Origin of the sequence: Aurantiacibacter atlanticus (assembly GCF_001077815.2) — a bacterium.
Classification (GTDB): Bacteria; Pseudomonadota; Alphaproteobacteria; order Sphingomonadales; family Sphingomonadaceae; genus Alteraurantiacibacter; species Alteraurantiacibacter atlanticus.
Genome location: NZ_CP011310.1, coordinates 935,563 through 961,232, shown reverse-complemented (window position 1 = coordinate 961,232; position 25,670 = coordinate 935,563). Strand labels below are relative to the sequence as shown.

Genomic DNA, 25,670 nt, shown 5'->3' with positions numbered 1-25,670 from the left:
ATTGCGGCTGCATTGCTTGTCAACCGACATGCTCCTTCAGAAACGGTATAATCGCGGCCAGCGCCTCGGGTTCATCCATAAACGGCGCATGGCCGATATCCGGTATGACCTGACTGACAAAAGGCCCTCGATGGCGCTGCTGCATTGTCGCGACAGTATCGGGCGATAAAAGATCGGATAATGCGCCGCGCAATACCAGGACCGGCGTATTTCCAAGCAATTCCCACATTGGCCAGAGATCCGGTTGAGGACTGTCCGTAACATCGGCGAAACCTTCTGCAATCGCCGGATCATAGGCAAAGCTGACGCGTCCATCCGGCAATTGGCGACACGTGCGCCGCGCCCATGATTGCCAGTCTTCCCGGCCATAATTGGGATAGGCATAGCCATTGATATCGGCGCAGGCCTTTGCAGCTGCGTCCCAATCTTCCATCGGGGCACCCCCGCCGACATAGCCCCCGATGCGCGCCAATCCTTCATCCATCAGCACGGGGCCGACATCGTTGAATATGACAGCGGGAAATGTTTCGGGCTTCATGGCATTCATGACGATGGCCATCAGCCCGCCCATCGAGGTTCCGATCAGACCGGGCTGCTCGACATTCAGATCTGCCAGCAGCGCGAACATGTCTTCGGCGTAGACAGGAGGACGATAGTTGGTCGGATCGGGATCGTCAGGTGAAAGGCCGCGTCCGCGCTGATCGGGCACGATCAACATGTAATTGCCTGCCAAATGCGCCGCCAACCCTTCGAAATCGGCGCTGTTGCGGGTCAATCCGTGCATGAGGAGCAAGGGCGGCTTCTTTTGTCCGCCGCCCTCTTCACTGCCCTCGCCTTCGCCATATATGCGGGCGAACAGTTCGAGCTGTCCGCACGCGCTGGTATAGCGATGTTCGCGATAGTCCATCGCTGTCTCCATTATCGAATGATCATTCCGGGCCGCATGGGTGCGGATCAGAATTCGATAGTTGCGGTCAGATACACCTGTCGAGGATTTCCGTAATAGGCCGTCAATGTGCCTTCGGTCCCCAGGCTCGGCGTAATCTCACCCCCTGTCAGGACCGGCGCACCGGACACAGGATCAATCGCAATGAAGGTATAGCCCGAGGTGCGGTATTCCTTATCGGTCAGATTGCGCCCGTAAAGGCCGATAGAAAAGCCTGCATCGCTGGTATAGACGATGCTGGCATCAAGCAGCGCGTAGCTCCCCTCGTCGAGATACGGGTTGGGGATTTCGAACTGGGAGGTCGAACTGCGATAAGAAAGGGTGCTGCCAAGATACAGATCCCCTGATCCTGCCGGCGTCGTGTATCCAAGGGTGGCACTGCCGCTCCATTCCGGCGTGTTCTGCACATTGCGGAATTCAGCAACATCGGTGGGCGTTCCGTTAATGTCGGTCACGAATTCGGTATAGTCCGCATCGATCCAGCCGAGTGAGCCGATGAAGCGCAGCTCATCACCCGACGCTGCAATATCGCGCGCAAGCCGGGCGTTGGTTTCAAATTCGAGACCCATGATTTCTGCTGCACCAGCATTGGAAACGATACCGCAGAATGTCGGCAGACCATTCACGACGCAACCTACAGAGCCTGGTATCTGCACGTCGGTATATTCGGCGTAAAAGCCCGCCACTGCGATATATACCGCATCATCGAATAGGCTGCCCTTGTAACCCACTTCATAGCTGTCGACCGTTTCGGGTTCAAAGCTGAGGTAGGCAGCAACTTCATCATCCGTCGGCGTCCCCGGCGTGGCAGCAGGCGCGTTCACGCCCACGCCACGCGGATCGAAACCGCCGCCCTTGAAGCCCTGCGAGAAGCTGGCATAAATATTGTGATCAGGCGTAGGCTGGAAGCTGAGCGATGCGCGCGGCGTAAACTTGTTGAAATCTTCTGAGCCGCTGAAGTCTGTCCCCGGGTCTCCGAACGGGATACCTGCACCGTCGAACACCGGCGATCCGCCGCCGAGGTAGCTCTGCCTCAGAATGTTGGCCGTACGTTCGTCCCAGGTGTATCGCCCACCCACGGACAGGCTGAGTTTATCGGTGACGTCATAGGTAAAGTCGCCGAAGACGGCATAAGTCTTGGTATCAACCTTGGCGCTGGTAAAAGCAGTGAAGCCGGCGAATGTCGTGAACAGACGCACGTCGAAGAGCGAGTCCGCAGAAGCATCAAGGAAATAGCCACCCAGAAGCCCGGTAAAGCGCCCACCATCGTCCCACAGCAGCTGGAATTCCTGGCTGAATTGTTCGTTTTCGTAAAAGGCGGGCACATCAATATCGACAGCAGCCAATGCGTCGAAATCGATTGGCGATGCGCTATCGTCTGCACGGAAGGCGGTGATGGAGCGCAAGGTCAGCGCATCAGTCAGGTCGATGAAGCCGTTCATCGCAATGCCATAGGTTTCGACATCCTGTTCAGGATCAACAAGCCCGCCACGCGTATCGAACACATCGTCCAGCACCGGCGCGCCCGATATCATCCCCTCGATCAGTCGATGGCCACCACGGGCACCACTGCGATCATGTGTGTAATCGCCCGAAATACGAAGCAAATAGGACTTGCCATTGCCGCCCACTTCGATGGTGCCGCGGCCAGCCCAGACATCCTTATTGTAATTCTCTTCCCCCGTTGTCAGGTTTTCACCAAAGCCGTCGCGCGACAAGCGGGCAACCGATGCACCCACGCGCACCACATCATTTATCGGGGTTGAGGCCGTAACCACGGCTTCGGCGCGGCCATAGGTGCCCAGCGTGCCGCGCAAACGCAGGCTGGTTTCATCGGGCAGTTCGCGCGTGACATATTTTACCGCGCCGCCGATTGTATTGCGGCCATAAAGCGTGCCCTGCGGCCCACGCAGCACTTCGATCCGTTCGACATCGTAGATATCGAGGACCGCGCCCTGCGGACGGTTGAGATAAACATCATCGAGATAAATTCCGACGCCCTGTTCAAAACCAGACACCGGATCCTGCTGGCCAATACCACGGATGAAAGCGGACAGTGTCGAGTTTGTGCCGCGCGATTCTTCCAGCGTGGTGTTAGGCGTGATCTGGGCAATATCGGTGATGTCCACAGAGCCGCGACGCTTCAATTCAGCTTCTCCGAACGAGCTGACAGCGACTGGGACATCGACAAGGCGTTCTTCACGGCGACGGGCGGTAACGATGATTTCGCCGCCCTGGTTGGTTTCTGCCTGCGCTTCTGCCGGTGTGGCATCCTGCGCATAGGCGGGTGCTGCAAGCGCGCCCAGCACGAGCGCAGATGCAGTGGTTTGCCAAATAAGGGCCTTGGTCATCATTATTCTCCCATCAAATCTTATGATGATCCCGATATTGAAACATGAACCAACTTTCAACTTTTTTCTTTGCCAGCGTTCCGGTTTCACGGTAGCCCAGCGCTTAATGGCAACAGTCAAAACCACCTCGCCCAAAGAATCAGCCAAGTCGCCGCGCACCGCGCGCGGGCGGCAAACCTTGCGCAAGCTGCTCGATGCAGCGGCAAAAGAGTTTGGTGAAAAGGGATTTCACGAAGCGTCGATCAGCGGGATCACCCGGCGCGCAGGCACGGCGTTGGGCAGTTTCTACACCTATTATGACAGCAAGGATGCCATCTTCAGGGCGCTGGTAAAAGACATGAGCGAGCAGGTTGCCAGCCATGCCCGCGCAGCGGTGGAACCCGAAACCGCAGCGTTTGAAATAGAGCGCGCCGCTCTCCACGCTTTCCTTGAATTCGCCCATGATAACAAGGAAATCTATCGTATCGTCGATGAGGCGGAATTCGTCGATCCAGCCAGCTTCCGCGCCCATTACGAAACCACCGCTGCCCGCATGCTCGAACGGTTGAAGCGCGGCGAGCAATCGGGCGAAATGCGCGAGGGGCTGGAAGAAGCGCATGCCTGGGCGATCATGGGAATGAACGTGTTTCTGGGCCTGCGCTATTCTGTCTGGAGCGACAAGACCGATCCTGACCGCATTGCCCGCCTCGCCAATGCACTGCTGCGCGAAGGCATTGGCAAGAAAGCGGATAGCTGATCCGCTTTGCCATGCTTTAGCTGCCGGAAGCGCGAGCCAGTTCTATGACATGCCCGGCAAGCCGCTCCACCTCTTGTGCTGAATGGCTCACCAGCAATATCGGCACCTCCAGCGTGTCACGGATATTCTCGATAAGCGCAATCAATCGCTCCGCCCGCCCTGGGTCTAGCGATACCAGCGGTTCGTCCAGCAGCAGGAACCGCGGAGCGGCCAACAGCGCGCGGGCAATGGCAACGCGGCGGACCTCGCCGCCCGACAAGGTGGCCGGCCAGCGGCCGAGCAGGTCGCCGATTTCCAACAGGCCGATGATCTCGTTGCGATCGATCCAGCGATCATTCGTGCGCGCCAGCTTCTCCCCATAGGCAAGATTGGCGCTTACCCGCCTGTGCGGAAACAGGCGCGCATCCTGGAAGACATATCCTGCGCAGCGATGCTCTGGCGACACATTCACACCGGCAAAGCTATCGAACAATGTCCGGCATTCTATTCGAATATGCCCTGATCGCGGCTGAAGCAGACCTGAAACGGCGTTGAGAACGCTGGTTTTGCCAACACCGGAAGGGCCGACAATTGCTGTCAGTTTCGCGTCTGACGCAATGGCTGTTTCGATCAGGCGCTCTCCGACCCGCATGGTGATGTCGATGTCAAAGAACATGCGCGCGTGAACCTTGCGAACGCCGCACCAGCCATTCCGACATCATCAGTGCGCCCAGCGACAGAATGATGGAGATGATCGCCAGCCGTGTCACCGCGCCTTGGCTGCCGGGTGTCTGCAACCCACTGTAAATTGCCAGTGGCAGCGTGCGTGTCTCACCCTCGATATTCGCAGCAAAGGTGATGGTGGCACCAAATTCACCCAGAGAACGTGCAAAGCCAAGCATCGCGCCAGCAGCAATTCCCGGCACGCTGAGCGGCAGGGTGATCGTGAGGAAGGCGTGGAGCGGAGATGCACCAAGCGTGCGCGCTGCGCCAACCAGCCGCCTGTCCACGGCCTCTATCGACAGACGCATCGCCCGCACCATCAGCGGCAATGCCATGACAGCTGCAGCAACCGCAGCGCCAGTCCAGCGGAACACCAGCACCACGCCAAAAGTCTGCTCCAGCCAGCCACCTATCGGGCCGTTGCGCCCCAGCAGAACCAGCAGCAGCCAACCGGTAACAACGGGCGGGAGAACCAGCGGCAGATGGATCGCGGCATCAAGCAGCATTCGTCCAGGGAACCGCCGCCGGGCGATCAGCCATGCGAAGCCATATGCGATAGGCAGGGTAACAAGCACCGCCAGAAAGCTGACCTTGAGCGACAGGCCGATGATTGCCCATTCGGCTGGCGACAGGATCATGGCGCAGGCTCGTAAAGAGAAAAGCCCTGCTTCGCGTAAATAGCATGCGCCTCCGGCCCAGACAGGAATGCGAGAAAGGCTAGCGTCTCGACATGGCGAGAATTTCCGGTTTGTGCAGCCGGATAGACAATTTCGGGGACATACTGAAAGTCAAATATCTGGGCATTGTAAACCCTGCGCGATGCGCTGGCATCGGTAGCATAAACGATGCCAAGGCTGGCTTCTCCTGCTTCCACCAGCGTGAGCGCCGCGCGCACATTTTCAGCCGGAACGATCCGATCCTTCACGTCAGCCCACAATCCCATATTCTCGAGCGCGGCCTGCGCATATCGGCCAGCAGGCACGCTGGCAGGATCGGCCAGCGCAATCCTGCCATTCCCTGAAGAGCGGACCCGCGCCGCAATGGAGCGATCATCTTTGGCAGGCGTGGCCGACACAAGCGCCAGTGCATTTCCTGCAAGCACGCGGCGGGTTTCGGCAAGGATCAAGTCGCGCTGCGCCAGCCAATCCATCCATTCCTGATCGGCGCAAATCACGATATCGGCTGGCGCGCCCTGCTCTATCTGGCGTGCCAGCGCATTGGTCGCAGCGAAGGACAATACCGGGGATGCATGACCCTGCTGCTCCCACTCCATTGCCACAAGGCCGAGTGTTTCCTGCATGCTCGACGGGGCGAGCACTACAGGACCAGCCGCCTCACGCGGACCGCATGACGCAAGCACCAGCATGGCCAAGAGCCCGGCCAGAAATCGCTTTGCCCCGCGCATCAGAAAAGACGATAGCCCCATATCGGCATGCGTAGTGCGGGCACAATGCCGCGTCCAGCAAGCAGCACCATTCACTCCTGGAATCAGATCCAGCCAAACCTGACACGCAGCTGCGCTCCGCGGATAGCATCGCGTCCGCACAGCATGGCGGCGGAAACGCTAATAAGAGTAGGCTGATAAGAGTGGGAAAGAAGGTAGCCATTGCAGCGTGTTTTCGCTGCAAGGGATTAAATCGTTATTCCTCCATCAGCTGCCGGAGTTTCACCAGCGCCTGGGCCTTTATCTGGTGCACGCGCGGTACGCTGATCTCCAGCACCTGCGCAATTTCGGTAAGATTCAACTCTTCCACGAAATACAATTGCAGCACCAGTTTCAACCGGTCAGGCAGGACCGCCATCGCCTCCCTCAGCCGCGCATTGTCCTGCATCTCGCACACCAGCGCAAAGGCATCAGGCAGGTCGGAGGCAAAAACATCGCTGGCATCGTCATAGGCGGCGTCCATCGACTCGATCCGCACGTCGTCGCCCAGATGCTGCGCCAGTTCAGATGGCGTGATGTTCAACAGCGCGGCCAATTCGTCATGCGTTGGCCTTCGTCCGTTCAGCTGCGAAAATTCCCGCCGTGCATTTTCGATTTCGCGGCGGCGCTTCACTGCGCCCCGACTGACGGGCATCTGCTTCCGGATGAGATCGAACATCGCCCCGCGAACGCGTAGCTTGGCATAGGCGGCAAAGCCGTCCTCGCCCGGTCCTTCATGATTTCGCGCCGCTTCTGTGAGCGCAATGAAGCCCGCTTGCATCAAATCCTCGATCTCAATGCCTTCGCGGCCCGCACCGTTGATATGCCAGGCGGCCTTGCGCACCATCGGCACGAACCGCTTTACGCGGTCGCTGACAATGTCGAAGCTTTGGTAGGCAGCAGCGGCAGAAGCGGAAGACTCATGTTTCATGCGGCAAGCACCTCTTCATGCGATGCATCAGGCAATTGTGGCGGGGCGGGTGTTTCCTGCCGTCCACCGATCACACCGATTACCTCTACAGATTGGCTGGGCGGCAGTTCGGTGATGGAAAGCACCAGGCAGGTAGGCGCGCGTTGGCGTAACAGGGCAGCCAGCGCACGGCGCGCAGGCGGCTGCACGATCAGCGCCAAACCGCGATCGGAATGGCGGGCCTGATGGTCCGCAACTGCATCACCGATCATGCGTGCGCAATCGGGTTCGATCACCGGCTGGCCCGTAACAGGATCTTTCATACCGCCAAGGATCGCACCTTCCAGTTCCGCGTCCAGCGTCAGAACGCCCAGCGCCTGCGTGGGTGGGCACACCTGCCCCACCAGCCATCCGCCAAGGTCGGCACGGACGTAATCCACCAGCGCATCGAAATCCTTGGTGATCTGCAATCCCAGCGCCAGGCTGGAAAGGATGGGCACCGGATGGGCCAGGCTGATCCCGTCTGCCAGCAGTGCACGCAGCATTCGAGTGATTGCGGCCAGCGACAGCGGATCGGGGTGGGTCGCCTCCACCAGTCCCGGTGCACGTTCCTTGACTGCGTCCAGTATACTGCGCACTTCCTCCGGCCCCAGCAATTGCTGCGCGCGTTCCTGCAACAAGTGGTTCAGATGAGTGGCGATGACGGTGTCCGCTGACACGGTAAGGAAACCTTCCGCCACGGCATGATCTTTTTCAGCGGGTGCAATCCAGATGGCAGGACAGCCGAAGCTGGGATCAGTCGTGGGCTGGCCGTGCAGGCCATGGTCGCGACTGACCTCTCCGGTATCGATCGCCAGTACGGCATCAGGACGCGCCTCTGCGCGCGCCAGTTCCACTCCGCCCAGCATTATGCGATATTCATTGGCGGGCAGTTCGAGTGAATCGCGAATACGGAACTGGGGCACAACAAAGCCGAAGGTCTGGCTCAATTGCTTGCGCACGCCAGTAACACGGGTGACCAGCGGCGCACCTTTGGCGTCATCCACCAGATGCACCAGACCATAACCCATTTCCAGCGTTACCAGCGTGTGATCACTGACATCGGCGATGGCGATTTTCTGCGGCTCGTCCAGCACGTCTTCCACTGGATCGACAATGGGTGCATTCAGCTTCTTCTTCAGCGTCCGGTAAAGCCAGAAGGCCAGTGCGGCGGCGGGAAGGAACACCATCTGTGGCATGGCGGGGATCATGCCCATCGCAAACAGCACCAGCGCCACAGGCAGCCAACTGGCCGGATTGGAAAATTGCCGCCCGATCTGGCCAACAAGGTCGCTGGCATCGGCTACACGGGTTACGATGGCGGCAGCCGCAATAGACAGCAGCAGCGCGGGCACCTGCGCCACCAGTGCATCACCAACCGCCAGGGTGATGAAGGTTTCCGCAGCCTGGCTTGCGCTCATGCCATAGCCAATCATGCCAAGCCCGATGCCTGCGAAAATGTTGACCGCCAGGATCAACATGGCGGCAATAGCATCGCCTTTCACGAACTTGCTGGCGCCATCCATCGCGCCGTAGAAATCCGCCTCGGTAGAAACTTCGACACGGCGCGCCTTGGCTTCCTGCGCCGTCATCAGACCTGCAGCAATATCGGCGTCGATCGCCATCTGCTTGCCCGGCAAGGCATCCAGCGTGAACCGCGCAGAGACTTCGGACACGCGCCCCGCGCCCTTGGTAATAACGACAAGATTGATAATCAGCAGGATGATGAAAACGAACAGCCCGACGGCAAAATTGCCGCCTACAAGGAAGGCACCGAAGCTTTCGATTACCTGCCCGGCGGCCCCTTCACCCTCATGCCCGTTCACCAACACGATGCGGGTAGAGGCGACGTTAAGTGCAAGCCGCAACAATGTTGCAAACAATAATACGGTGGGGAAAGCAGAGAAATCGAGCGGTTTCGCGGCGTAGAGCGCCGCCATTAGAACGCCGATGGATAGCGCGATATTGAAAACGAAAAAGATATCCAGCATCACCGTGGGGATCGGCAGCACCATCATGGCGATCAACGCCAGAATTCCAGCTGGCAATGCTAGGGCGGACAAGTTGGAAGGCAATTTCAGGTTCACAGTCCAAAGGCCTCCAGCCGGGCATAGGCCTTGCGGATATGGGCATGTGGCTCAGCGATGCCGCTCCCCGGGCCGCCCGCTTGCGTGCCCACCAGGCTGAATGTGTCGCGCAAGGTGTCGGACATGGCGGCATAGCGCAGCGGCTGTGGCGAATGGGCGGGCGCGAGTGGATATATTGGCGCACCAAGATCTGGTCGAGCGGGTGGCGGCGCTGCAGGTGTTGCCGGTGGCGGGGCGAAGGCGGCGGGCATCGCGCGTTCGACACGGCCGCGAATCACGCCCATCACATCACCCACAGAACGCGCCCCGCCCGTGGGTTCACGAAAGATCGCGCGATTGGCTGCGGCGGCACGTGGCAATAATGTCGTGGCCGAACTATCCGGATCGGTCGTCAATACGGAAAGAAAGCGTGCCGCATCGCCAGCGCCTAGAAAATGTGCGAGGTACAGTTCGCTCGCATCGGGATCGCGGTCAAGCACATCTTGCAACGCCGCGCGGTTATCGGTCGCCAGCGCGCCCGCCATCAGCGATGATGCCAAAGGATCGAAGCGCAGGTTCATGATTGCATCGCGCATCGCCGGGTCGGTAACGCTGGCCCGCCCGCCACGCGTTTCGATGGCTCGAGCCATGTCGCCATAGCCCAGCGCCTCGCCATGCCGATCCATCGTGGCAAGCCAAGTCTGATCGATAAACTGGTAAAGCCCGCTGGCGCTGGACGTGCGCGCCTCTGCCTGCGGGTTCATCCCGCTTTCGATCTGGGCCTGCGCCATCAGATAACTGAAATCGACACCGGTACGCCGCGCGGCCTGCTCGATGGCAGTTTGCGGTTGGGACGGGACGTGCGGCGGCCTCGCGGCTGCTGAAGTGAAAATGCGGTCTGTCATCCGCTGCGGTATCCTTGCCGGTTTCTCTTTGTAGAGAGTTTAGCAAGGGGCGTGCCACTTCGCGGTATAGGGTATTCTTACCTAGTCAAATGCGCTGGGCCTGCGGGTCAGCATAGGTGCCGGGCGACGCGGTCAGCGCGTCCAGCCGAGCTGTGACATTCGCAGCCAGCAAGTTGCGCACTTTGCGGTTCACCTCGTTTTTCTGACGTGCGGCTGCCACCAGCGTGCGGCATTCGGGATCAAGGCCGTCTCCGCCTTGCGATCCAAGCACTACGCACAGCGCGTCCTTGTCGCGCGTCGAGAGAGTCAGCGCATCGACATCAAGCGCGGCAAGCGCTTGCCGCTCTGTTTCCAGAACGGCAAGCATCTGCCGCAAGCTGTCTGCCAGGGTGTTGTCACCGCTCATTGTGAGTCGCTCAACATATGGCGCGCGGCAATAATCGCATCGGAAATCCGGGAAGGAACAAGCGGGTAATTGCCTTCGCGCAGTGCCTGACGAATTTCCTGCACGCGTTCGGCATCCACCGGAGCTGCCCCTGCACTGACTTTCGCGCCGGTCTGGACCGTTACGCCCCCGTCGACTGCCCCATTTGCGCGTTCTGCATCCACCGCCGGTTTTTCGCCCGGCAATTCGCGAGTGGCGCTGCGAAGCGGCCCAATACTGCTCAGTTTCGATACGTCATAGAGGGACATTCGTCGCTCCTTTTAAGTTGTCTGAGTTGCAGAACGGCGGGCGGAGAGAAGGTTTAAGGGTTTCTTGAGGTTTATTCTCAGCCCAGCGGTATCACGGCGCGCTGCGGCGTTCGCACCTGCGCGCGAATGACTTCGCGATTTCCCTCTGGCCGGATGCGGATCCAGCTGCCGATAGCACCATTTTCCAAGGCCTCCCCCTGCTGGCTAACAGCAAAGCCACGACCTTCCACGGTGATCGTCATCACCTGTCCGCGCTCCACCACTACTTGCGGTTCCGCACGCGCCGCAGCGGCCATTGCAGCAGAAGGCGCGGTGGTGCTGCCAGCGTTGACGGGCACAAACACGCGCCAACCAGCACCCGATGGGCATTCTACCCGCACCATGTCTGCACCGCGTCCATGCCAGGCCAACTCCAATGGCTGCTGGCAGTGGGCCAGCCGCAAACGGCGATCGACCGGATGGCGCGCCCCGCCCGGCGTGCCCAGACCTGCGCCGGTAAAGGCAGCGACTTCGGCATCGATGGCGGACGGATCGGCAAACTGCCCCTGTTGCGCCGCTACGGGCATAGCCAGCAAATTGGCAGCAAGAGCGATTGGCATCAGACGGTGTGTTCTACAACAGGACATAGGGGCCTCGGCTTCGTTGAAGACTATTCTTCCTCGATAACCTGCAAGCCGCGTGCCAATCCGGGATCGGCATCATGGGCGAAGCGCGCGATCACCAATGTTTCGGCAGCGGGCTGCACGATCACGCGCGGCTCTATGCCGGCCGCAATCGCCTCGTCCGCCAGCCGCTCTGCCCGCTGGGCCACATCGGTACGGTCACCCTGCGCGTAATAACCCAGCACCGTCAATCGTTCGCCTTCTGATATGGCGTGATCCGCCAGCATTTCCTCCAGCGGCGGTGCGCCCGGAACATCTACATGGATCGCGGCTGCTACACCCTCGGCAGGCGCGGCACCTTCGGGCCGACCAAGGCTTGCATTCAATGCGCCGCCCGTCACGATGAACAGGATCAGCGACAGATCCGCGAGCGGAACCAGCCAGTTGCCGCCTGCCGCCCGCATCATCCAGCCTTCTCCATCTGCACCGGCGAGGGCGGACAACTTTCCCGCAATTGTATCGCCAGCCAGTTAATCAGTCTTTGCCGGTCTGACTCTTCGGCCAGCATGCGCCTTTCAAGGAGCTGCGCCAGCGGGTTGAAGACGAGATGGGCCAGCAGCAATCCGTAAAGTGTGGTGAGGATGGCCATGGCGATACTAGCAAGCAATTGCATGTCCGCCGCTTCCCCCAACCGCATCTGTGAAAGCGAGAACAGCGTACCTGCCATGCCAAATACGGGCGCCATTTCCGCCGCATGACGAATGGGGGTTAGCGCGGCTTCCCGGCTGCGGACGCGTCGCTGCTGAAACCCTTCGTGCGCCGTGATCAGCGAACGGATGGAGCGATCGTGAATCAGCGCATCGGTGACAAGCGCAATTTCGCTGTCGGAGGTATGCACCGTGCGGCCGCGCAGCACGCCATCGTGGCGCATGATTTCCACATCATAGGCGATTTCCGCACGGGTCTTTTCGTAATCGAAGCGCTTTTGCCCAAGCTGGCCGATGCTGCCCAGTGCAGCGACCATCTCTCGCCTGCCGCTGGCCAGAACGGTGGCCAAGAGCGTGCCGCCCAGCACGATGGCCGCGCCGCCCGCATCCCAAAACTGAGAAAAATCCATAAGCGCTCCTTCCTGCAGCCATCAGGACGACCGGCAACCGGCGGGATTTAGGGCGGCACCTGTTTGCCGCATCCGGCAAGCCCTTGCCGCCGACCCCGTTCCTCCTCGTAAGATCCCGCAGAAACGCATCCCAATTGTAGAGTTGGCACACCCTTTGCTTAACATAGCGCGTGAGGACGGCCCGGCCGTTCGCCAGAAAGGATAGTAATGATGAGCGATAGGCTTTTCGGCATTCACGGCGCGGCGCTGGAATTGCGCTCGCACCGCATGGGGCTGCTGACCTCGAACATCGCCAATGCGGCGACGCCCGGATATCAGGCACGCGATATCGACTTTGCATCCGCGCTAGAGGCACGCCTTGGCGGAACCTCGCGCGAGGACACGATAGAGGGTGCTGCCCGCTTCCGTGTTCCCACGATGGCTTCGATGGATGGCAACACCGTCGAGCTGGCCAATGAACAGATGGAATTCGCTGAAAACGCCGTCGCCTACTCCGCCACTCTCACCTTCCTGACCGGACGGGTGGAAACGGTGAAGCGCGCGCTGAAGGGAGAATAGAAATGAGCGGACCCACAAGCCTGTTCGACGTCGTTCAGCGCGGCATGTCCGCGCAGATGGTCCGGATGAATGCGGCGGCCTCCAACATCGCCAACTCCGGCACGGTCGCAGGCAGCGAAGCTGAGGCTTATCGCCCCGTGCGCGCCGTCTTTCAGCAGGAGCTGGACGCCGCCAGCGGCCTTTCCAGCGTGCGCGTTTCCGAAGTGAGGCAGGCCGAAACCGCCGCGATCCGTCGTCAAGATCCCGATCACCCGCTTGCCGACGAAAATGGCGATGTCTGGGAAGCGGGTGTCGATGAAAGCGCCGAGATGGTCGAGATCATGGAAAGCGCCCGCCAATATCAAAACCTCGTCGAGGCAATGCAGACTGCCAAGCAGCTGATGCTCGACACCATCAGGAGCAAGTGATGACCACAATCAATGCGAATACGCTTTCGGGCAATCTTAAAGATATCAACGCCCCCAGCACCATTTCCGCTGCCGTGACAGCCAAGACGTCCGGCATGTCCACACTCGACCAGGGCGATTTTCTACGCCTGCTGACCACTCAATTGCAGCAGCAGGATCCGCTCGAGCCAGTGGATAACAAGGACATGCTGGCACAGATGGCGCAGTTTTCAGCGCTTGCTGGCTCTACCGAAGGCAACGCTACGCTGGCCGACATTTCCGCCAAGCTCGACGCGTTGATCGAAGCACAGAGCAGCACCGCTTCTACAAACCAGAAGCCCGCGCCAATTCCGGCAAAGATCTGAGGATTCCCAGACGATGACATCTTTCTACACTTCGCTGAACGGCCTGAAGAACTCGCAGACCGATCTCAGCACGATCGCCCACAATATCGCCAATGCCGAGACCACCGGCTTCAAGAAAAGCAGCGTTGAGTTTGCCGATCTCGTTGCCAATGGCTCCGCCTCCAATCCCCGCATGACGCAAGGACTTGGTGCCACCGTTGCAGGCATCAACCAGAACTTTGGGCTCGGCGCGATCGAGCAGACCGGACGCAGCCTGGATGTTGCGATAGATGGCGATGGCTTCTTTGCCACACGCAACCCCGAAAACGGGCAGGTGCTGTTCACGCGCAACGGCAATTTCCAGATCGACGCCACTGGTGCGCTCACCGATTTTTCAGGCAAAAACCTGCAGATGTTCCAGGTGGATGCTACCGGCGCGGTGGTGAACCCCGGAACTACCGTCGATACGATCGTTCCTGTCGTCAATGGTGCCGGAGCGGACCTTTCCAGCCTGGTTATCGAGAGCAACGGAACGATCAGCGCCACCTATACCGATGGCGCGACCGAGGCCGTAGGCCGTGTGGCGCTGGCATCCTTTCCTGCCCCCACTGGTCTGCGTGCCGTCGGCTCTACCAATTGGGAATCCACTGGCTTTTCCGGGAATGCAGTGTTCGGAGCACCCAATAGCGGGCGCACCGGAGGGCTGCGTGCCGGTTCGCTGGAGAAATCCAACGTCGATTTGGCAGAGGAGATGGTGGGGCTGATTACCGCCCAACGCAATTTCCAGGCGAACGCCAAGGCCATCGATACCGCCACGCAATTCTCGCAGACCATCATCAATCTGCGCAGCTGATTGATATCGCTGAGGAACCCTCGCCATGGACCGCATGATCTACACCGCCCTTACCGGCATGGATGCAGCGATGACGCGCCAGCGTGCCGTCGCCAGCAATCTTGCCAATGCCAATACGCCGGGCTTCCGGGCGGAAACTTTCGCCACCATGCCCTGGCATCTGCAGGCCGAAGCATTCGACGTGCGCGGCTATGCACAGGGCGCGGTGCGCGGGGCGGATTTGTCACAAGGCACCGTCAACCGCACGGGGCGCGACCTCGATATCGCAGTCAGCGGCGAGGCCCTCATCGCGTTCCAGTCTCCAGCGGGCGAGGAAGTTTATTCCCGTCGCGGTGACATGAGCGTGGATACCACAGGGCGCCTGATCAATGGCGAGGGGTTGCAGGCGATGGGGCAGAACGGCCCCATTACCGTGCCGCCCGGCTGGCGGGTCACCTTTGGCAGCGATGGCACTGTTTTCGCTGCCGATCCCGCCGACCCCGATGCCCGGGCAGAGGAAGTGGCGCGCATAAAGCTTGCCAGCCCGGCGGGCAGCGCTGTGGTGAAAGACCTTGAGAACCAGCTGCGGGTGGACGGCGGCGGTGTCCTGCCCAGCGATCCTACGGCGGAAGTCATCACTGCCGCGCTAGAACAGAGCAATGTCGATAGCGCCGGAACGCTAGTGCAAATGATCGAGGCGCAGCGCAGTTTTGAACGCCGCGCGCAGATCATTTCCACCGCAGAACAGCTTGATCAGTCCAGCGCCAGCCTGATGTCGCTGCGCTAAGCCCGATCCGAATGAAAAGGACATAGATTATGCCCACTTCCGCACTTCACGTCGCCCGCACCGGCCTTGAGGCACAGGACACCCGCATGCGGGTGATTGCCAACAATCTGGCCAATATCGGCACCACCGGTTTCAAGCGCGACCGCGCCAATTTCGAGACGCTGTCATATGATGACGCGCGCATCGCCGGGCAGCGTTCCAGCGGCGAGACGGCTTACGCAATCGGCTTGAATCTTGGGACCGGCGTGGGCGTGCAGGGCACCACCCGCATCGACACGCAAGGCACCATGGCGACGACCGGTAACTCACTAGATATGGCGCTGGATGGCGACGGATTTTTCGAGGTGGAGCTACCCGGCGGGCAGACGGCCTACACCCGCGCGGGCAATTTCACCTTGTCCGCTGACGGACAGCTTGTCACCGCGCAAGGATATGCCCTGCAACCCGCGATCCAGGTGCCCGAGGGCGCACAATCGATCTCGGTCGGTCCGGATGGCACCGTCACCGCCATGGTGCCGGGCGACAGCGCACCGGCCGAACTGGGCCAGATTACCATTGCCAGCTTCGTTAATGCGGCAGGACTGCAGGCGACGGGTGACAATCTGCTGCTGGAAACCGCGGCCAGCGGCGCTGCCGATACCGGTGTGCCCGGCCAGAACGGCCGCGGCCAGATCCGTCAGGGCATGCTGGAATCGTCCAACGTCAATGTGGTGGAAGAGCTGGTCGAGATGATTGAGGCGCAGCGTGCCTATGAGATCAATTCCAAGATGATCAGCGCGGTGGATGAAATGCTGCGCAACGCCAACCAGACGTTGTGATCTTGATACTGTGAGAACCATCATGAACCGCATCGTCGCAACAGGCTTTCTGGCTCTAGCGTTATCAGCCTGTGCAATGGAGGGCGGCAATCCGCAGCCCGGCTTTGCCGCATCGCTGCCGCGCCCCCCTGTTGTCGCATCGCCGCACAATGGCGCGATCTACCAGGCTGCCAATGGTTATGCCGCGCTGCACGAAGGCACGCGTGCGCGCCATGTCGGCGATCTTGTCACCGTCGTGCTTGTTGAAAGCCTCAGTACCAACAAGACCACCAGCGCCACTACCGGTCGCGACGGACAGGCATCCATCCTGCCCCCCAGCGCCGGCCCGCTGGGATTTCTCAATCCCGATGCCCTTAATGCTTCGTCCAGTTCGTCGTTCAATGGATCAGGCACTGCATCCCAGCGCAGCCAGCTCAACGGCGCCATCTCGGTCACGATTTCCGAAGTGCGCCCCAATGGCACGGCGCTGGTGGTTGGAGAACGGAACATGCGATTGAGCCAGGGCGATGAATGGGTGCAGTTCGCAGGGATCCTGCGGCTGATCGATATCGACGTCGACAATCGCATCCTCTCCACCCGCATCGCAGATGCCCAGATCATCTATGGCGGGCAAGGCGCAATCCAGCAGGCCAGCCGTCCCGGATGGCTAGGCCGTTTCTTCAACATGGTCAGCCCCTTTTGAGAAGGAGACAGCACATGCGTATTCTCTCCTTTCTGCTTGCAGCGCTTACCATGTTGATCGCCGCCCCCATACATGCTGAACGCATTCGCGATCTCGGCACGTTTGATGGCGTGCGCCCCAACCAGCTGACAGGCTACGGAATCGTTGTCGGCCTTGATGGCACGGGCGATGATAATTTCGAATATGTGACAGAGGCTATGCGCGGTGTTTCCGGAAGGCTTGGTCTTTCCCTGCCACCGGGCGTCTCTCCGGGCCTCAAGAATGCGGCCGCCGTCATCATCACCGCCGAATTGCCCGCCTTTGCCAAGCCTGGACAGACCATCGATGTGACCGTTTCCACCATCGGCCGTGCGGATTCCCTGCGCGGCGGATCGCTGGTGCTATCCCCGCTATATGGCGCGGATGGGCAGGTTTATGCCATGTCGCAGGGCAATCTTGCGGTGGGCGGGCTTGGCGTATCGGGTCGCGATGGGTCGCAAGTCACCGTCAATGTGCCCACCGTGGGCCGCATTGCCGATGGCGCAACCGTGGAACGCAGCGTCGCCACCGGCTTCGACAGCCAGGGGGAGCTGCGCTTCAACCTGCATAATGCCGATTTCCAGACTGCCCGCCGCATGCGCGAGGCGATCAATAATCGTTTCCCCGGTTCGGCGCGCGTGGTTGACGGGGTTACCCTCTCCATCGTCATGCCGCTGGGCGCAGATGCCCGCAGCGAAATGATCGCCGCCATCGAGATGATCAACGTGACCCCGGCGGAAACACCCGCGCGCGTGATCGTGAATTCGCGCACTGGAACGGTGGTCATCAATTCTGCCGTGCGCCTTGCCCCTGCCGCAATCAGCCACGGAAGGCTTGTCGTGCGGATAGAGGAAGACCCGCTCGTGGTGCAGCCTGCGCCATTCAGCGACGGTGTAACTGCTGTCGAGCAAGCTTCGGACATCGCTCTCGACATCGAGGAAACACGGCTCGCCATGCTGCGAGGCGGGGCGAACCTTTCCGAAGTCGTCGATGCACTGAACATGCTGGGCGTCGGCGCAGCGGATCTTGTCGTTATCCTGGAAGCTCTCAAGCAAGCGGGCGCACTGCAAGCTGAAATGGTGATATTGTGACGAGCATCCTCCCCTCCTCTCCCATGCAGGGCGGCGCGCTTTCCACCCCAGCAGCCCCGCGTGAAGATCTGCGCGAAGCGGCGCAGGCGTTCGAGGCGATCTTTATCCGGCAATTGCTATCGTCTGCGCGCGCCAGCGATTTCGGGGGGGGTGACCTTTTCGGTGGCCCCGGTCTCGAACAGTTCGAAGCCATGCGCGACGAGCAATTTGCCGACATCGCCTCACAGCAGGGCACATTTGGCCTGGCCGCGGCGATAGAGCGGCAGTTGAACGCTTTCGTCGACCAAGGAGGCGACTAGGCCATGTCATCAAATCTCCTCGATATCGGCAAGAGCGGGGCAATGGCCGCCCGCCGCGCGCTGGACCTGACCGCGCAGAACATCGCCAATGCGGGCAACCCCGATTACGCCCGACGCACGCTGAGCATGGCCGAAGTCGCATCGACAAGCGGGATCGGGCTGGAGCCGGGGAATATGCTGTCAGGTGTGCGGCCCGATCACGTCATGCGATCCGATTCCATCTTTCTGCAAAACGAGGCGCGGCGCACCGGCAGCGATCTTTCACGCGCAGAGGCGGAGTTATCGGGCCTTTCCAATGCCGAGACCGCAATCGAGCAAGCGGGAATCTACGGTTCCATCGTCGATTTCGAAGCCAGCCTCGCGCGGCTGGCCGCTGATCCGCTTGGCGGCGCCCTGCGCACCGCCGTGTTGGAAGACGGGCGGCAATTGGCGCAGAGCTTTCAGGTGGCCACAAGTGGTCTCGACGCGGCCGAACAGTCTGCCCAATTCAGCGCCGGCGCTGGCATTGAGCGGGTAAATCTGCTCTCCGCCGAACTGGCGCGCACCAACACCGGCATTGCCCGCGCCAGCAACGGATCGAGCGACCAGGCCGCATTGTATGACAGGCGCGATGCGCTGCTGCGCGATTTGACACAACTGACAGGTGGAACGGCCAGCTTCGATGCGGCGGGCGGCGTGACCGTTGCACTGGGCGGCGAAACACTTGTCACCGGGGCACAGGCTAATTCTCTTGCCAGCAGCGCCAATGCCGATGGCAGCCTTTCCTTCAGCGTGGGCGGCAATGCAGCAGTCCTTGCATCGGGAAGCCTGCTAGGCAATTCGCAGTCGTTGCAGGCCATCCGCACGGTGCGTGCTGAGCTGGACGATCTGGCAACGCAAGTCATTGCTATTGCCAACACTGCGCAGGCCAATGGAGCGGCGCAGGATGGCACCGCCGGACAAATATTTTTCTCCGGCAGCGGGGCCGACGATATCGCACTTCCCCTCAGCAGCGGGGCGCAGATCGCCACCGCCCCCGCTGGCGCACCTGCGGATAGCCGCGATATAGCCAACCTTCAGGCCCTGCGCGATGCACTGTCCAATGGTGGCCCTGCACAAGGCGCGGACGCCCTGCTGTTTCGCCTTTCAAGCGCAATCGACGCGCGATCTGTCACGCGAGGCGCGCTGTCCACCATCGCCGACAGTGCGCAGGCCGCGTTGCAGGCCGAAACAGGCGTCGACCTCGATCAGGAGGCAACCGACCTGCTGCGCTACCAGCAGGCATTCCAGGCCAATGGCAAGGTGATCCAGGCAGCCGCCGATATTTTCGACACCATTCTGGGCCTACGCTGATGAGCGTCGTTTCCACCCCCACGCTGGCATTTTATCGCCAATCACAGGCGCAAATGAGCAGCCTTCGCGGCGAAGCGGAAAACCTTCAGGGCCAGCTTGCCTCGGGCGAGCGGCTCTCTCGCTCCTCCGACGATCCGGTGGCCGCATCCCGCGTGCGGAACCTCCAGCGTGCCGAGCAACTGGGGGAAATAGACGCCGCCAATGCCGCCCGCGCCAGCCAGGATTTGCAGGCCACCGGTGGCGCACTGGAAAGCATCGCCGACGATCTGATCCGCGTGCGCGAACTGGCTGTTTATGCAGGCAGCGATACGCTGGGAGCCAGCCAGCGCGAAGCGATTGCTATCGAAATTGAGGAATTGCGCCTGCGCATCCTTTCCAGCGCCAATGCCACGGACAGCAGCGGCAACGCCCTGTTCGGCGGCGAGGGCAGCGGGGCTGCCTATACGCTCAATGCCAGTGGCACGGCTATCTACGCCGGAACCGCCAGCAGCGGCACTATCGACCTTGGCCAGGGCCAGAGCGTTGTACGCGGGCTGACCGGGCCCGAAGTATTCAACATCAATGGCGGAGGTGGCCCTACCGATATCTTTATTGAACTGGCTGCCTTGTCCGTGGCCCTGCGCGGGGGAGCAGCTGATCCGGCTGCCGCTGCGCGAGATGCGTTGGCCACACTGGACACTGCACTGGACACCGTCACCCGCGCTCAAAGCGTAACCGGTGCGCGCGCCGACTGGCTTGATATCGTGCAGGATCGGCAGGTGGACCAGTCCTTCGCGCGTACCAGCGAAATCGCCGATACTGGCGGCGTCGAATTTGCCTCAACCATCGCCGAATTGCAGCAGCTTCTTACCGTGCTGGAGGCCAGCCAGGCCAGCTTCTCGCGCCTGTCCAATCTCAGCCTGTTCAACCAGATCTAACGGGGCCGAATCATGTTTCCAGCAATCGGGATTATCATTCTGCTCCTGATGGTGTTCGGCGGATTCGTGATTGCTGGCGGCTCGCTGGGACCGGTGCTTGCGGCACTGCCGCTGGAAATGATGATCATCGGCGGCGCAGCCCTTGGTGCCACAGTGATCGGCAATTCCATGCACGAGCTCAAGCTTCTGGGCGGTGGGTTGAAGAAGGTTTTCAAGGGACCGCGCTATTCGGATCAGGACCATGTTGACGCCATCGCACTGACCAGCAGGCTGATGAAAATGATGAAGACTGAAGGGCCGGTGGCGTTGGAAAGCCATGTTACCAACCCGAAGGAATCGACAATTTTCGTCGAATATCCGGCGCTGCTGGCAGACAATGCACTCACCAATCTCATATGCGATACGCTGACGCTGATCGTTGTATCATCCGGCTCGCTCGATACCTATGCGGTGGAGGATGTGATGGACAATTCCATCAAGAGCCAGCTGCACGAAATGGAAGAACCCCAGCACGCCCTGCAATCGCTGGCCGATGCGCTGCCGGCGCTGGGCATCGTGGCCGCCGTGCTGGGCGTTATCAAGACCATGGGCAGTATCGACGAACCGCCATCGGTGCTGGGCGGCATGATCGGATCGGCGCTGGTGGGCACCTTTTTGGGCGTGCTGCTGGCCTATGGCTTTGTGGGACCGATGGCCGGGCGGCTGAAACAGGTAAATGCGCACGACGGACAGATTTTTCAGTCAATCAAGCAGGTGATGATCGCCAGCTTGCATGGCTATCCGCAACCTTTGGTGGTGGAAAGCGCCCGTTCTGGCTTGCCGCCCGCACACCGTCCTGCCTTGACCGAATTGCTCGATACGCTGCGGGGCAAGTAGAGTGGCCAGTGCTGCGCTCAACCCGGTCGAACATGTGCCCGAGCCGGATGCCCCGCTCGCGCCGATCATCGTCAGGAAGGTGATCGTATCAGGCGGCGGTGGCCATCACGGCGGGGCCTGGAAGGTGGCCTATGCCGATTTTGTCACTGCGATGATGGCGTTCTTCCTGTTGCTGTGGCTGCTTGGGTCCACCACCGACGATCAGCGCAAGGGGCTGGCGGATTACTTTACCCCCACGCTGGTAAAGATGCGCGAACAATCAGCTGGCTCCGACGGTATGCTGGGAGGCTCCTCTTTGGTGGATGCGGATAATTACCCCCACGCGGCAGGCCAGACAGGAACGCAAATGATCACGATCCCCAGGGATGCAGAGGGCGGCCCCACGGAAGGAGGTGCGCCCGATGCAGAAAGGCGCCGCGCGGAAATTGCCAAACAGATCGAGCAGGCCATGGAAGACCACGTGCGTTTGCGGCGTCTTGTCCGGCAAGTGCGTGTACTGCGCACGCCCGAGGGCATCCGTATCGATCTGGTCGACGATGCCAATTTCTCCATGTTCCACCTGTCTTCAACCGTGCTCACACCCGAGGCGCGGCAATTGCTGGCTATCATCGCCGATGCGGTGATCGAGCAGCGCGGACAGGTGATTGTGCGCGGCCATACCGATGCCCTGCCATGGCGCTCGGGCGTGGGGGCAAACAACTGGTCGCTTTCGACCGGCCGGGCGGAGGCCACGCGGCAGGAGCTTATGCGTGCCGCAATGCCGGAAGCGCGGTTTGACAGGATTGAAGGCGTGGCAGACCGTGAACTGCTGATCCGCGATGACCCGGCAGATCCGCGCAACCGGAGAATTTCGATCCTGCTGCTGGATAGCTGACATTTGCCTAGGTGCTAAACCCTAGGCTGGGGCGACAGCGCGCTTAACCACGAATGCGTAACCCCTGCTCCCGACCACTCACAGGACCGGGAACAAGACACGTGACCATCGCTATTTTTCCGCACGAGATCGAGCATCTTCTGGATCGTCTTGGGGAAGCAACATGCCTCTCGCTCGACTGCTTCGATACGCTGCTATGGCGCGATTGCCATGCCCCGGCAGACCTGTTTGCCGCGCTGCCCGGTGTCACCAGGGGCCAGCGCGGTGATGCCGAACGCCGCGCACGCAAGGTGCAGGCGCTGTCCGGCAAGGGCTCTGAAGTTTGCATTGACCACATCTACGCCCGGATGATGCCCAATGCCTCTGACGCACAGCGCGCTACATCCATTGCAGCTGAGCTGAGTGCAGAAGCGCGCCATTGCTATGCTTTTGCGCCTACTGTGCGCCTGATTCACGCCGCCAAATCGCGCGGCATGCAAATTATCATCGTGTCAGACACCTACTTTGATGAAGCGCAATTACGCGACCTGATTGCGCTGGCGGCGGGCAAGGAGGTGGCGGATTTGATCGATGCTTTCTTCTGCTCCAGCTCCTACGGAGCGTCAAAGGCGGGCGGGCTTTACGCACATGTGCTGAAGAAGCTTGATCACGCACCCGAGAAAATTGTCCATCTAGGCGATAATTTTAATGCCGATGTCGGCGGCGTCGCGCCTCTGGGGGTGCAAGCTGTGCATCTGAAGCAGTTCGATGATGATGCCCGCACATTACAACGGCTTGAAGCGGGCGTGGACGCCTTGGTGCATACCGCTCCGCACGCCATCGCGCGCCCGTTTCAGCCACATCGTGCCGCGCTGGCGTATGGCCTGCCGCAACTCGCTTGCCCGGCGCAAAGGCTAGGCGCCAGCGTGCTGGGCCCGGTGCTGCACGCATATGACCAATGGCTGCGCAAGGAAGCCGAGGCCTTGGGACAGAAGCATGGCGCCACCGTCCACTGGCTATTCCTGATGCGCGACGGGCACCTGCCGCAGCGTATCAATGCATCCAGTGGCGATACAAACGCCCATGCCCATGCCGCAGAGATCAGCCGCTTCACCGCCACCGCGGCACACCTTTCAAAGCCCGATGCGCTGGGAGTTTTTGTGGAGGAAGAACTAGGCCAACGCCCTCAGACACTTGCCCGGCAATTGCTGATGGACGAGGCACGGATCGAAACTCTGCTGGGCGATCCTGACATGGAGGAAGCCAGCAGGGTGCTGCTGAAGGAAATGCACAACGGCGCTTTCCGGAAGGCCACCCGTCGCAAGGCGCGCGGTTTTGCCGACCGGCTGGAGGCGCATGTGCGCAAGGTCTGCAATCCCGCCAAGGGCGATGTGCTGATGCTGGTGGACCTTGGCTATAATGGCACCGTCCAGAACCGCATTGCCACTCTGCTGGAAGAACGGATGGGCGTGCATGTGGCGGGTCGATATCTCTTGCTGCGCGAACGCGATTGCCCCGGTCTTGACAAGGCCGGGCTGATCGATGGCCGTCATTATTCGCCCGAACTGCTCGAAGCGATGTGCGCCAATGTTGCATTGTTGGAACAGCTTTGTTCGAAAGATTGCGGATCGGTGAGAGATTACGAACCCGACGGCACGCCGATCCGGGGCGCCAACGATATCAAGGAAGACCAGAGCGATGTGCGCGAGGCAGCGCAAAAAGGTGCGTTGGCATTCCAACGCTGGGCTGGTGAAACGCTGATCCGAAGCAAACATGGCGATGCTCCGCAGATGTGGCGGGAAGCTGCGACCAGTGTCCTGATGCGCTCCATGTACCTGCCCACTGTAAATGAATTGCAAGTGGTGCAACAGTTCCAGCACGATGTGAATCTTGGGACTGACAAGGTCGTTCGCCTGTTCGACCGGAATGTGGCCCGTGCGGGCCTGCGGCAGCGCGGCCTGTTCTACATGAACGGATCGCAGCGCATGTATCTGCCCGCCGAGATAGAGGGCGAGGCCATGGACACCCGCCTCAGCCTGCTGGCGCACCGCCGCTTTAACCTGCCTTTCACCTTCGCCGATTTTGCCGGCACAGCGATGCAACTGCCGGTCCTGTTCAGCGATGGGAAAAACGTCAGTAGTCGCACGGTGGAGGCCATCCCGACGCATGACGGTTTCTTCACCGCCGCCATACCCGTGGGCAAGGCGCGCTTCACAGTGGCCCCGCAATTTGCCCAGGGCTTTGAATGGGTGGAACTGGAGCGCCTGGCTTACGTGCCAGTCAAACAGTTCATAGCTGGCACGCACGAGGAACTTCGCCAGGAATGGGAGGCGCAACCAGAATTTGACGGGATGCAAATGGCCAGTGCCCGGCTGCTCGATTGCCGCAATCCCGCAGGGCAGATGATCGTCCCGCCTCCCATCGTGAAAACCGACGAACTGCTGCTTCTTGCCTGCACCTTTCGCCCCATCACGACGCGCCTGGCTGCCTTGCCCAATACAGAAAGGCTTTCCGCATGACCCAATTGCTGCTTCATTCCATGGCCGAATTCGCGCCGACTATAATCCTGCCGTGTCTGGAACGCGCCAGCGTGTGCGACATCACCGAAATCGGTGCAGAGTTTGGCGGCATGTCCACCCACCTGGCCAATTATTGCGCCAGCGCCAAAGGCACGCTGACCAGCGTGGACCCTAGTCCGAAGCAGCAATTTCTGGATTGGGTCGCGCAGCATGACGAGGTGCGGCACGTGCCGCAGCCCAGCCTTGATGCGCTGGAGCATCTGGATTGCCCCGATGCCTGGTTTGTCGATGGCGATCACAATTATTACACCGTCTATAACGAGCTGACGGCGATCGACGCCATCTGCCAGCGGGATGGCAAACCCATGCTGGCTTTCCTCCATGATATTTCCTGGCCGTGCGCGCGGCGTGATTGCTATTACGCGCCTGAACGTATCCCAGAACAGCATCGGCACCACTATAGCTACGATGTCGGCGTACATCCGGACAGTTCCGGCACGACGCCTAATCGCGGCTGGCGCGGCATGGGACAATTTGCCTGGGCGCTGCACGAAGGCGGTCCGCAGAACGGCGTCTTGACTGCTGTGGAAGATTTTCTGGCGGGGGCAGATACGGATGATCGCCCGCTTGTCTTCGCGCATGTGCCTGCCGTGTTCGGGCTGGGTGTGATTCTTGATGCCGGGGCAGACTGGGCAGAGGATGTGGCGGGCCTGTTGCTGCCCTGGCACGATAATGAATTGCTGGCCTCGCTGGAGCTTAACCGGCTGCGCAACTACCTTGCCGTAATCGACTGGCAGGACCGCGAAGCGGAACGCACGGGCTGAACCGTCTTTCACCAGCAGATGAAAAAACGGCCCGGAGCGTGCAT

The 25,670-nt window shown here is 60.5% G+C and carries 29 protein-coding genes; 16 read left to right on the top strand and 13 right to left on the bottom strand.

What is annotated here, in order from left to right:
- Window positions 1-19: 19 nt before the first annotated feature.
- On the bottom strand, window positions 20-907 hold the full coding sequence (locus tag CP97_RS04715; protein WP_048886726.1) for an alpha/beta fold hydrolase: 888 nt from the start codon (window positions 905-907) through the stop codon (window positions 20-22).
- A gap of 47 nt (window positions 908-954) precedes the next feature.
- Window positions 955-3,297: a TonB-dependent receptor gene (locus tag CP97_RS04710; protein WP_048886725.1), complete on the bottom strand. Its 2,343-nt coding sequence runs from the start codon at window positions 3,295-3,297 to the stop codon at window positions 955-957.
- 106 nt (window positions 3,298-3,403) lie between these two features.
- Between CP97_RS04710 and CP97_RS04705 the strand changes: the two genes are divergently transcribed.
- Window positions 3,404-4,033 (top strand): TetR/AcrR family transcriptional regulator, encoded by a 630-nt coding sequence (locus tag CP97_RS04705; RefSeq protein ID WP_048885007.1) that lies wholly within the window; start codon window positions 3,404-3,406, stop codon window positions 4,031-4,033.
- 16 nt (window positions 4,034-4,049) lie between these two features.
- Here CP97_RS04705 and CP97_RS04700 read toward each other — a convergent pair whose 3' ends face one another.
- The 11 genes from CP97_RS04700 to CP97_RS04650 form a co-directional block, all read right to left on the bottom strand.
- A complete protein-coding gene (locus CP97_RS04700; RefSeq protein WP_048885006.1) occupies window positions 4,050-4,688 on the bottom strand; it encodes an ATP-binding cassette domain-containing protein in 639 nt (212 codons plus the stop codon).
- Entirely contained in the window at window positions 4,678-5,373 is a 696-nt protein-coding gene (modB, locus tag CP97_RS04695; RefSeq protein ID WP_048885005.1) for a molybdate ABC transporter permease subunit, read from the bottom strand. The genes CP97_RS04700 and modB overlap by 11 nt, the downstream gene beginning before the upstream one ends.
- Window positions 5,370-6,215 carry a molybdate ABC transporter substrate-binding protein gene (gene modA / locus CP97_RS04690; RefSeq protein ID WP_149036417.1) on the bottom strand — a complete coding sequence of 282 codons (846 nt, stop codon included), beginning with the start codon at window positions 6,213-6,215 and terminating at the stop codon, window positions 5,370-5,372. The genes modB and modA overlap by 4 nt, the downstream gene beginning before the upstream one ends.
- Window positions 6,216-6,375: 160 nt before the next feature.
- Entirely contained in the window at window positions 6,376-7,089 is a 714-nt protein-coding gene (locus CP97_RS04685; RefSeq protein WP_048885003.1) for a sigma-70 family RNA polymerase sigma factor, read from the bottom strand.
- Window positions 7,086-9,125, bottom strand: coding sequence for a flagellar biosynthesis protein FlhA (locus CP97_RS04680; RefSeq protein ID WP_418202087.1), 2,040 nt, complete (start codon window positions 9,123-9,125; stop codon window positions 7,086-7,088). The genes CP97_RS04685 and CP97_RS04680 overlap by 4 nt, the downstream gene beginning before the upstream one ends.
- Window positions 9,126-9,190: 65 nt before the next feature.
- A complete protein-coding gene (locus CP97_RS04675) occupies window positions 9,191-10,078 on the bottom strand; it encodes a transglycosylase SLT domain-containing protein (RefSeq protein WP_048885002.1) in 888 nt (295 codons plus the stop codon).
- A gap of 85 nt (window positions 10,079-10,163) precedes the next feature.
- Window positions 10,164-10,484, bottom strand: a complete 321-nt coding sequence (locus tag CP97_RS04670) for a hypothetical protein (RefSeq protein WP_048885001.1) — start codon at window positions 10,482-10,484, stop codon at window positions 10,164-10,166.
- Complete coding sequence (locus tag CP97_RS04665) at window positions 10,481-10,771, bottom strand: flagellar biosynthesis anti-sigma factor FlgM (protein ID WP_048885000.1); 291 nt, start codon at window positions 10,769-10,771, stop codon at window positions 10,481-10,483. The genes CP97_RS04670 and CP97_RS04665 overlap by 4 nt, the downstream gene beginning before the upstream one ends.
- 77 nt (window positions 10,772-10,848) lie before the next feature.
- A complete protein-coding gene (locus tag CP97_RS04660) occupies window positions 10,849-11,370 on the bottom strand; it encodes a flagella basal body P-ring formation protein FlgA (protein WP_048884999.1) in 522 nt (173 codons plus the stop codon).
- A 50-nt stretch (window positions 11,371-11,420) separates the two neighbouring features.
- Window positions 11,421-11,840: a hypothetical protein gene (locus CP97_RS04655; protein WP_063612360.1), complete on the bottom strand. Its 420-nt coding sequence runs from the start codon at window positions 11,838-11,840 to the stop codon at window positions 11,421-11,423.
- Window positions 11,837-12,490, bottom strand: coding sequence for a MotA/TolQ/ExbB proton channel family protein (locus CP97_RS04650; protein WP_048884997.1), 654 nt, complete (start codon window positions 12,488-12,490; stop codon window positions 11,837-11,839). Before CP97_RS04650 ends, CP97_RS04655 begins: the two co-directional genes overlap by 4 nt.
- Before the next feature lie 210 nt (window positions 12,491-12,700).
- Between CP97_RS04650 and flgB the strand changes: the two genes are divergently transcribed.
- The 15 genes from flgB (at window position 12,701) to CP97_RS04575 (ending at window position 25,626) form a co-directional block, all read left to right on the top strand.
- Window positions 12,701-13,048: a flagellar basal body rod protein FlgB gene (gene flgB / locus CP97_RS04645; protein ID WP_048886723.1), complete on the top strand. Its 348-nt coding sequence runs from the start codon at window positions 12,701-12,703 to the stop codon at window positions 13,046-13,048.
- 2 nt (window positions 13,049-13,050) lie between these two features.
- Entirely contained in the window at window positions 13,051-13,455 is a 405-nt protein-coding gene (gene flgC, locus CP97_RS04640; RefSeq protein ID WP_048884996.1) for a flagellar basal body rod protein FlgC, read from the top strand.
- Complete coding sequence (locus CP97_RS04635; protein ID WP_048884995.1) at window positions 13,455-13,799, top strand: flagellar hook assembly protein FlgD; 345 nt, start codon at window positions 13,455-13,457, stop codon at window positions 13,797-13,799. The genes flgC and CP97_RS04635 overlap by 1 nt, the downstream gene beginning before the upstream one ends.
- Before the next feature lie 13 nt (window positions 13,800-13,812).
- On the top strand, window positions 13,813-14,631 hold the full coding sequence (locus CP97_RS04630; protein ID WP_048884994.1) for a flagellar hook-basal body protein: 819 nt from the start codon (window positions 13,813-13,815) through the stop codon (window positions 14,629-14,631).
- A gap of 25 nt (window positions 14,632-14,656) precedes the next feature.
- Window positions 14,657-15,397 carry a flagellar basal body rod protein FlgF gene (locus CP97_RS04625; RefSeq protein WP_048884993.1) on the top strand — a complete coding sequence of 247 codons (741 nt, stop codon included), beginning with the start codon at window positions 14,657-14,659 and terminating at the stop codon, window positions 15,395-15,397.
- A 29-nt stretch (window positions 15,398-15,426) separates the two neighbouring features.
- On the top strand, window positions 15,427-16,215 hold the full coding sequence (flgG, locus tag CP97_RS04620; protein ID WP_048884992.1) for a flagellar basal-body rod protein FlgG: 789 nt from the start codon (window positions 15,427-15,429) through the stop codon (window positions 16,213-16,215).
- A gap of 22 nt (window positions 16,216-16,237) precedes the next feature.
- Window positions 16,238-16,897: a flagellar basal body L-ring protein FlgH gene (locus CP97_RS04615; RefSeq protein ID WP_053106541.1), complete on the top strand. Its 660-nt coding sequence runs from the start codon at window positions 16,238-16,240 to the stop codon at window positions 16,895-16,897.
- Window positions 16,898-16,911: 14 nt separating this feature from the next.
- Complete coding sequence (locus CP97_RS04610; protein ID WP_048884990.1) at window positions 16,912-18,006, top strand: flagellar basal body P-ring protein FlgI; 1,095 nt, start codon at window positions 16,912-16,914, stop codon at window positions 18,004-18,006.
- Window positions 18,003-18,305 (top strand): rod-binding protein, encoded by a 303-nt coding sequence (locus CP97_RS04605; protein WP_063612359.1) that lies wholly within the window; start codon window positions 18,003-18,005, stop codon window positions 18,303-18,305. Before CP97_RS04610 ends, CP97_RS04605 begins: the two co-directional genes overlap by 4 nt.
- 3 nt (window positions 18,306-18,308) lie before the next feature.
- Entirely contained in the window at window positions 18,309-19,637 is a 1,329-nt protein-coding gene (gene flgK / locus CP97_RS04600; protein ID WP_048884988.1) for a flagellar hook-associated protein FlgK, read from the top strand.
- The gene (locus tag CP97_RS04595; protein ID WP_048884987.1) at window positions 19,637-20,554 is read left to right on the top strand and encodes a flagellin N-terminal helical domain-containing protein; all 918 of its coding nucleotides are present in this window, start codon (window positions 19,637-19,639) and stop codon (window positions 20,552-20,554) included. The genes flgK and CP97_RS04595 overlap by 1 nt, the downstream gene beginning before the upstream one ends.
- A 12-nt stretch (window positions 20,555-20,566) precedes the next feature.
- A complete protein-coding gene (gene motA / locus CP97_RS04590; RefSeq protein WP_048884986.1) occupies window positions 20,567-21,430 on the top strand; it encodes a flagellar motor stator protein MotA in 864 nt (287 codons plus the stop codon).
- Window position 21,431: 1 nt separating this feature from the next.
- Window positions 21,432-22,304, top strand: coding sequence for a flagellar motor protein MotB (locus CP97_RS04585; RefSeq protein ID WP_227819671.1), 873 nt, complete (start codon window positions 21,432-21,434; stop codon window positions 22,302-22,304).
- A 101-nt stretch (window positions 22,305-22,405) separates the two neighbouring features.
- Window positions 22,406-24,802 (top strand): HAD family hydrolase, encoded by a 2,397-nt coding sequence (locus CP97_RS04580; protein ID WP_053106537.1) that lies wholly within the window; start codon window positions 22,406-22,408, stop codon window positions 24,800-24,802.
- Window positions 24,799-25,626, top strand: a complete 828-nt coding sequence (locus CP97_RS04575) for a class I SAM-dependent methyltransferase (RefSeq protein WP_048884985.1) — start codon at window positions 24,799-24,801, stop codon at window positions 25,624-25,626. Before CP97_RS04580 ends, CP97_RS04575 begins: the two co-directional genes overlap by 4 nt.
- Window positions 25,627-25,670: the final 44 nt, after the last annotated feature.

Excerpts from the sequence above, each read along its gene's own strand:
- CP97_RS04625 (WP_048884993.1), top strand. The coding sequence starts at position 14,657 with ATGGACCGCATGATCTACACCGCCCTTACCGGCATGGATGCAGCGATG.
- CP97_RS04575 (WP_048884985.1), top strand. The coding sequence starts at position 24,799 with ATGACCCAATTGCTGCTTCATTCCATGGCCGAATTCGCGCCGACTATA.
- CP97_RS04670 (WP_048885001.1), bottom strand. The coding sequence starts at position 10,484 with ATGAGCGGTGACAACACCCTGGCAGACAGCTTGCGGCAGATGCTTGCC.
- CP97_RS04630 (WP_048884994.1), top strand. The coding sequence starts at position 13,813 with ATGACATCTTTCTACACTTCGCTGAACGGCCTGAAGAACTCGCAGACC.
- modB (WP_048885005.1), bottom strand. The coding sequence starts at position 5,373 with ATGATCCTGTCGCCAGCCGAATGGGCAATCATCGGCCTGTCGCTCAAG.
- CP97_RS04710 (WP_048886725.1), bottom strand. The coding sequence starts at position 3,297 with ATGACCAAGGCCCTTATTTGGCAAACCACTGCATCTGCGCTCGTGCTG.
- CP97_RS04650 (WP_048884997.1), bottom strand. The coding sequence starts at position 12,490 with ATGGATTTTTCTCAGTTTTGGGATGCGGGCGGCGCGGCCATCGTGCTG.
- CP97_RS04680 (WP_418202087.1), bottom strand. The coding sequence starts at position 9,125 with ATGATGGTGCTGCCGATCCCCACGGTGATGCTGGATATCTTTTTCGTT.
- motA (WP_048884986.1), top strand. The coding sequence starts at position 20,567 with ATGTTTCCAGCAATCGGGATTATCATTCTGCTCCTGATGGTGTTCGGC.
- CP97_RS04700 (WP_048885006.1), bottom strand. The coding sequence starts at position 4,688 with ATGTTCTTTGACATCGACATCACCATGCGGGTCGGAGAGCGCCTGATC.
- flgK (WP_048884988.1), top strand. The coding sequence starts at position 18,309 with ATGTCATCAAATCTCCTCGATATCGGCAAGAGCGGGGCAATGGCCGCC.
- flgB (WP_048886723.1), top strand. The coding sequence starts at position 12,701 with ATGAGCGATAGGCTTTTCGGCATTCACGGCGCGGCGCTGGAATTGCGC.
- flgC (WP_048884996.1), top strand. The coding sequence starts at position 13,051 with ATGAGCGGACCCACAAGCCTGTTCGACGTCGTTCAGCGCGGCATGTCC.
- CP97_RS04705 (WP_048885007.1), top strand. The coding sequence starts at position 3,404 with ATGGCAACAGTCAAAACCACCTCGCCCAAAGAATCAGCCAAGTCGCCG.
- CP97_RS04635 (WP_048884995.1), top strand. The coding sequence starts at position 13,455 with ATGACCACAATCAATGCGAATACGCTTTCGGGCAATCTTAAAGATATC.
- CP97_RS04660 (WP_048884999.1), bottom strand. The coding sequence starts at position 11,370 with ATGCCAATCGCTCTTGCTGCCAATTTGCTGGCTATGCCCGTAGCGGCG.
- CP97_RS04675 (WP_048885002.1), bottom strand. The coding sequence starts at position 10,078 with ATGACAGACCGCATTTTCACTTCAGCAGCCGCGAGGCCGCCGCACGTC.
- CP97_RS04665 (WP_048885000.1), bottom strand. The coding sequence starts at position 10,771 with ATGTCCCTCTATGACGTATCGAAACTGAGCAGTATTGGGCCGCTTCGC.
- CP97_RS04595 (WP_048884987.1), top strand. The coding sequence starts at position 19,637 with ATGAGCGTCGTTTCCACCCCCACGCTGGCATTTTATCGCCAATCACAG.
- CP97_RS04615 (WP_053106541.1), top strand. The coding sequence starts at position 16,238 with ATGAACCGCATCGTCGCAACAGGCTTTCTGGCTCTAGCGTTATCAGCC.
- CP97_RS04655 (WP_063612360.1), bottom strand. The coding sequence starts at position 11,840 with ATGATGCGGGCGGCAGGCGGCAACTGGCTGGTTCCGCTCGCGGATCTG.
- CP97_RS04685 (WP_048885003.1), bottom strand. The coding sequence starts at position 7,089 with ATGAAACATGAGTCTTCCGCTTCTGCCGCTGCTGCCTACCAAAGCTTC.
- CP97_RS04715 (WP_048886726.1), bottom strand. The coding sequence starts at position 907 with ATGGACTATCGCGAACATCGCTATACCAGCGCGTGCGGACAGCTCGAA.
- flgG (WP_048884992.1), top strand. The coding sequence starts at position 15,427 with ATGCCCACTTCCGCACTTCACGTCGCCCGCACCGGCCTTGAGGCACAG.
- CP97_RS04610 (WP_048884990.1), top strand. The coding sequence starts at position 16,912 with ATGCGTATTCTCTCCTTTCTGCTTGCAGCGCTTACCATGTTGATCGCC.